The sequence below is a fragment of the Coxiella-like endosymbiont genome (genome assembly GCF_002871095.1).
Taxonomy (GTDB): Bacteria; Pseudomonadota; Gammaproteobacteria; order Coxiellales; family Coxiellaceae; genus Coxiella.
In genome coordinates this window covers 1-5,569 of sequence record NZ_NSHJ01000136.1, presented here as the reverse complement: position 1 = coordinate 5,569, position 5,569 = coordinate 1, and the positions used below count along the sequence as shown (strand labels likewise).

The window sequence follows — 5,569 nt, the reverse complement described above, 5'->3', positions numbered from 1 at the left end:
TCGGGAGCATAAATTATTACGAAGTCGGGTGACAGAAGAAGAAGTAGCTAAAGTTGTATCTAAATGGACCAATATTCCTATTACAAAAATCCTTCAAGGAGAGCGAGAAAAATTGTTGCATATGGAAGAACTTCTGCATCAACGAGTCATTGGTCAGGATGAAGGGGTGAGTGCAGTTGCAAATGCTATCCGTCGTTCGCGTTCTGGATTATCCGATCCTAATCGACCTATTGGTTCTTTTCTCTTTTTAGGTCCTACTGGTGTGGGTAAAACTGAATTATGCAAGGCGCTAGCTGTTTTTCTCTTTGATACTGAAGAGGCTATGGTGCGTATTGATATGTCCGAATTTATGGAAAAACATTCCGTTGCTCGTTTGGTTGGCGCTCCTCCGGGCTATGTTGGTTATGAAGAAGGGGGATACCTTACTGAGGCTGTTCGGCGTCGACCATATTCCCTCATTTTATTAGATGAAGTGGAGAAAGCTCATAATGATGTGTTTAATATTTTATTACAAGTTTTCGACGATGGACGATTAACCGATGGACAAGGAAGGACAATTGATTTTCGTAATACTGTTGTGGTTATGACTTCAAATCTTGGTTCTCAATTGATTCAAGAATTTGCTGGTAAAAGTTATGAAAACATGAAAGAAGTTGTAATGGAGGTCGTTGCTCGGAATTTTCGTCCAGAATTTATTAATCGGATCGATGAAACAGTTGTTTTTCATTCTTTAACAGAAAACCAAATTCGCAATATTACAGAGATTCAAATTGAGAAGATTAAAGCGCGTTTAAGAGCAAAAGATTATCAATTAACGATAAATAGTGAGGTTCTTGATTATTTAGCGAAATTGGGTTACGACCCCGTTTATGGGGCTCGACCTTTAAAACGAGTTTTGCAACACCATTTAGAAAACTCTCTGTCTCAAGTAATTTTAAAGGGAAAATGTGCTCCACCTTCTACAATTAAGGTCGAAAAAAAAGATGATCAATTAAGTTTTGTTAAAGTATCATAATTTTAAAGATTATTCCTGAAGTTTTTGTTGGTAAGAAGATTGCTTAACATATGGGTATAATATGTTATTACAGTTTATCTTTTTTTAAGGCATAATCTAAAAATTTTTTGTTAGGGATCGGTATAACTTTAGTAGGTTTTAATATATTTTTAAAAATTAATTATTTTTTGTGCTTACCTCTTTATATGGGAAAATTCAAATGGTAATTGGAAATATATTTGAATCAAATATCATTTATTGAATTGGTTCTTGGTGTAGTTTGCTCTAAGAATTCCAATATAACTGTAAAGTCATTTCATTAAATGAGATTCCTATTTGAATTATTATGTCGTTTATACTCAGGATTTTATTGTAAAGTGATTATCTCTTTTATAGAAGAAGTTTTTAAATTTTTTTACTAATTGTTTTGTTTATCTGTATTGGATAAATATCATATCACTCATGATTTTAAAAAAACTAAGCATTCCATTAAAAGTAATATTAGGTTTAGTAAAACTTGAAAAGCTTGCTATGACTATTAAAGAAAAAATGTTTTGTAGTAACTTGGGGATAGCGTTATTATTTATTAATTTTTGAACTTTTAATAGATTGTTATTTTGTGAATGTACCCTAATGATTAGAAATTAGGGAGCTTGTTATTGAGTTCACGGTCGTAAAAATGTGTACTTCTCTGTTGAAATTTTAGCGATGTTTGCAATGAAGCATTAAAACCAAGAACGTGATATTGCCATGGAGTATATTTTTGTTGGCTTTAATTTATTTAATTCACTATTCTAGTATGGCAGTGTTAATTTTTATTATATCTACTCTAGTTTTTTATCGTCGGTTTTTAGGGATTATTATCTTGTTATGATGATTTTTATACCTTAACGATGTTTTTTACTTTAGCTACTTTTCTGTAGGGTAGAATTTAGATAAAATCTAGTATTTTATTTTTTAAAGTATCTAACAATAATTTAGTTCTGCTTGTATCCAGTATTTACTTATATCCAGTATTTAATATAAAGCACTAACCTACCCATCAAACGTTGACTTCGAGGACGCAACGTTTGCCAACTGTCTAATGAAACCTCGCCAGAATTTTTCAAGTCTTCTAAAAATTGTTGTTCTAATGTTTTTTTCGCTTCTTTCGAATTAATATGAATATCTGCTTCTAAATCATGAATCAGACTACGGTTATTAAGATTACTTGAACCGATCACCATCCAATCATCGATAATTAATGATTTCGCATGTAACATCGAAGGCAGGTACTCAAAAATTCTTACCCCCGCTTTAAGCAAACTATAATAAAAAGTAGAAGAGGCCCATGGCATCATAATGACATCAGATTTTCGAGGTAATAAAATACGTACGTCGATTCCAGATCGAGCAGCGTCTTTCAATCTTTTTAATAAAAAATTATCAGGAATAAAATACGCATTGGTAATCCAAATACGGTTTGTACAATTAGCCATTTTACGGAGTAAATTTTTATAAAGAATACGTCGCCGATGGCGAGTATAATTAAGACGAATAAGTGGATCTTTTCGAATTTGACCAAAAATTTCCCGTAAACGTTCTTTAATTGTTCGATGATACCAGGCTGCATCAAATGCCTTAATTAATTCTTTTAAGTTAGTTCCGGTAAGGCGCACCGAAGTATCGCGCCAACCATCACCCCCTTTTTCTAGTGACAGATGATATTTGCTAATATTAAGACTCCCAATATAAGCAATTTCTTTATCGATAATGCAGACTTTCCGATGATTACGAAAATTAATTTTTAGAATTAAATAAATCCATTTTATGAGCAAGGGTAATTTCACTATAGAACGACTCCAATCCCACATTTGCCAAGGAAACGGATGAAAAACTTTGGTTTTTACCCCTGCTTCTTCTAGAAAACGAGCAAAGTTTGCGCTCCATAAAGGGCTACCGGCACCATCAACCATTACCCGAACTGTAACTCCACGCTTTGCAGCTTTTGCTAGCTCAAGTGCAATCCGTTTTCCGAGTGTATCGTTGTGAAATAGATAGGTCTCTAAATCAATTGAATGTTTTGCTTTTGTTATATCCGATAACAAAGCGTCAAAATGCTTCTGTCCTTCTGTAAAAAGAGTTTCTTTACGGTTTTGTGTTAATAAGCTACCTTGCATGATACCCTTTCCTTTGATGATTCAATCGGAATCTTCCTTACAAATTCGTAAGTTATTAGTTTTGGCAAATTTTATTATAGATTCATAAAGCTTAGGATTAGATTGTTTGAGGTGAGGGTCAACGATGATACATTTATAGCCATCTTTCAGAGAGGGCTGTAGCAACGGGGAGTAGTGAATCCGGTGCTTATGAAAAGTAGAAAGAGTGCCACTCATGCGTTCAGCCCAATCACTTGGTCGAAAAGGTTCACCTGATTCTGTTACTCCTTCAATGATTATTTTTGGCTGTTTATTTTTCATTCTATAGTCTATTGAATGGCGAACTATAATGTGTGATATATTTAGATGACACATATTATAGCAGTTTTAAAAAATCTGCCAGGGGGCACAAGCGTGACTGAAACCAAGCAACTCCGAGTTCGTGGTATTTATCTCTTGCCGAATTTGTTTACTGTAGGTGCTATGTTTGCAGGATTTTGTGCCATCGTAGCTGCCATGAAAAGTCGTTATGAAGCAGCCGCTATAGCTATTTTTATTGCATTTATTATGGACGGTTTAGATGGTCGAATTGCTCGTTTATTGCATGCTCAGAGCGAATTTGGTGCTCAGCTTGATAGTTTGTCTGACATGATTAGTTTTGGTATTTCTCCGGCCTTGGTAGTTTATAGTTGGTCTTTGGTAATTATGGGCAAGTCGGGATGGTTAGCTACATTTATTTATGTGGCTTGTACTGCTTTACGTTTAGCAAGATTTAATGTTCAGGCAAAAAAAATCGATCAAAGTTATTTTCAGGGTCTTCCCACACCACCTGCAGCAGCATTCATAGCGAGTGTCGTATGGGTATGTAATGGTTATGATTTGGTAGGGGAAACTATTGCATTACCCATGACCATCGTGGTTATGTTATTGGGACTTCTGAAAGTGAGCACGATTCGTTATCGTAGTTTTAAAAACATTAATTTACATAATCGTGTTCCTTTTGTGGTGATCTTAGGAATAGTGTTGATCCTTGCATTAATTGCTTTCGATCCACCTGATATTCTGCTCATTCTTTCTTTTTTCTATGTGATTTCTGGACCTATTGAAACTTTGTGCTCTTTACATAGACGTCGTCAGCAAAAAAAGAAATTAAAGGCTTCTAAGTACCACCCTCGCCCATAAATCAAGAAGCTATTTAAAAGCTGTCTTCAATAAGCCAGCCTTACAAAAGAGAATAGGAGAGGAGATATCCGCCAGTCAATTATAATTTGACTCGATTAACTTTGTGCTATAGAGCCACACTATTATTTCGCCAGACAATACTGGCGTTTCTGGTATCTCCTTGTTAAGAAGATTTATTAACAAATAGTTTCGGAAGTAAAAATAAATTGGAATGTAACTAAAGAGGATGTTATTGTGAGTGATCAGTTTTGTGTGGACTTAAGAAAAAGAAAAGCTTACTTAATTTTTACGAGCGAACTGACAGTGCGTAATGAATTATAATCACGTAATGAATTATAATCACTATTAGGTACAGTAATCTCATCTATATTGAGTAAATTAATTTATAATGAAATATTACTGTGATTTTTCTTGATGAAGAATTTTATTAGTTATTTAAACTCTCAAGAGAAGATTTAAATGAGTAGATAATTAAAAGATATCTAAAGATTTCTGGAAATGTATCTAAGGCTGGTTACCCTTTGTAGATTTAGACATCTTAAAGTGTATATACAATCCTAAAAAAAAGAATGGCTTAGCCGAAAGAAAATTGAAAGAGGTCGTAAAGAAAATATCAGCCTTTTATGTTAAAATCTTAAAAAAAATAGAAATTCATTTTAGATTTATCTAAGCATTAAAATTTAAGGAAAATTTTAAAAAATAAAAAGATACTTCAATATAATAAAAGCTTTTATCGTGTATGTTTCTTTAATTATATTAACTTTATTTATGATAAAAGTACTAAATGTGTGCCTAAGGCCACAATAAAAGAAAATCTTTTAGAGATAATTAGAAATTTATAAAATGATAATTAACTGAGATTTAACTAATAAATCTAATTTTACTAAAAATTACAGTGTAACATAAAAATCTATTACAGTTAAATAAGTAATATTTGGGTTGGGATCTTGCAATAAATAAATTCTAGATGGGGATACTTCTACTTATTTAGAAGAAACTTAAATTATTTTAAGTGGCTAGTTAACCTTAATATTATTATATTTTGACTATAAGTGAGTTATTTAATAAATTTTCGATCTATTAGCTTTTTTTGTAAAAAATCCTTGATCATAAAAAAAGAATCTCTAAAAATCTGAATTAGGGTGCATTCAGGAAAGACTACAAAGGTAATTTCTAGCTTCATCGATTGTTTTATGATATAAAACAACAAAGTCCAAACTTTCCGGACTTAAGAGTTGGCGTAATGACATTATTT

Annotated in this window: 4 protein-coding genes; 2 read left to right on the top strand and 2 right to left on the bottom strand. The window is 32.6% G+C overall.

Annotated features, from left to right (window positions below):
* Positions 1–1,015 (top strand): AAA family ATPase (locus tag CLERM_RS03125; protein ID WP_145996297.1); only part of this gene is annotated, 1,015 nt, incomplete at its 5' end.
* Between the two features lie 983 nt (positions 1,016–1,998).
* Here CLERM_RS03125 and CLERM_RS03120 read toward each other — a convergent pair.
* Together CLERM_RS03120 and CLERM_RS03115 are read right to left on the bottom strand one after the other, a co-directional pair.
* Complete coding sequence (locus tag CLERM_RS03120) at positions 1,999–3,174, bottom strand: phospholipase D-like domain-containing protein (protein WP_102157135.1); 1,176 nt, start codon at positions 3,172–3,174, stop codon at positions 1,999–2,001.
* The gene (locus CLERM_RS03115; protein ID WP_102157134.1) at positions 3,175–3,453 is read right to left on the bottom strand and encodes a DUF3579 domain-containing protein; all 279 of its coding nucleotides are present in this window, start codon (positions 3,451–3,453) and stop codon (positions 3,175–3,177) included.
* Positions 3,454–3,546: 93 nt separating this feature from the next.
* Between CLERM_RS03115 and pssA the strand changes: the two genes are divergently transcribed.
* Positions 3,547–4,314 (top strand): CDP-diacylglycerol--serine O-phosphatidyltransferase, encoded by a 768-nt coding sequence (pssA, locus tag CLERM_RS03110; RefSeq protein ID WP_102157136.1) that lies wholly within the window; start codon positions 3,547–3,549, stop codon positions 4,312–4,314.
* The last annotated feature ends 1,255 nt before the right edge of the window (positions 4,315–5,569 follow it).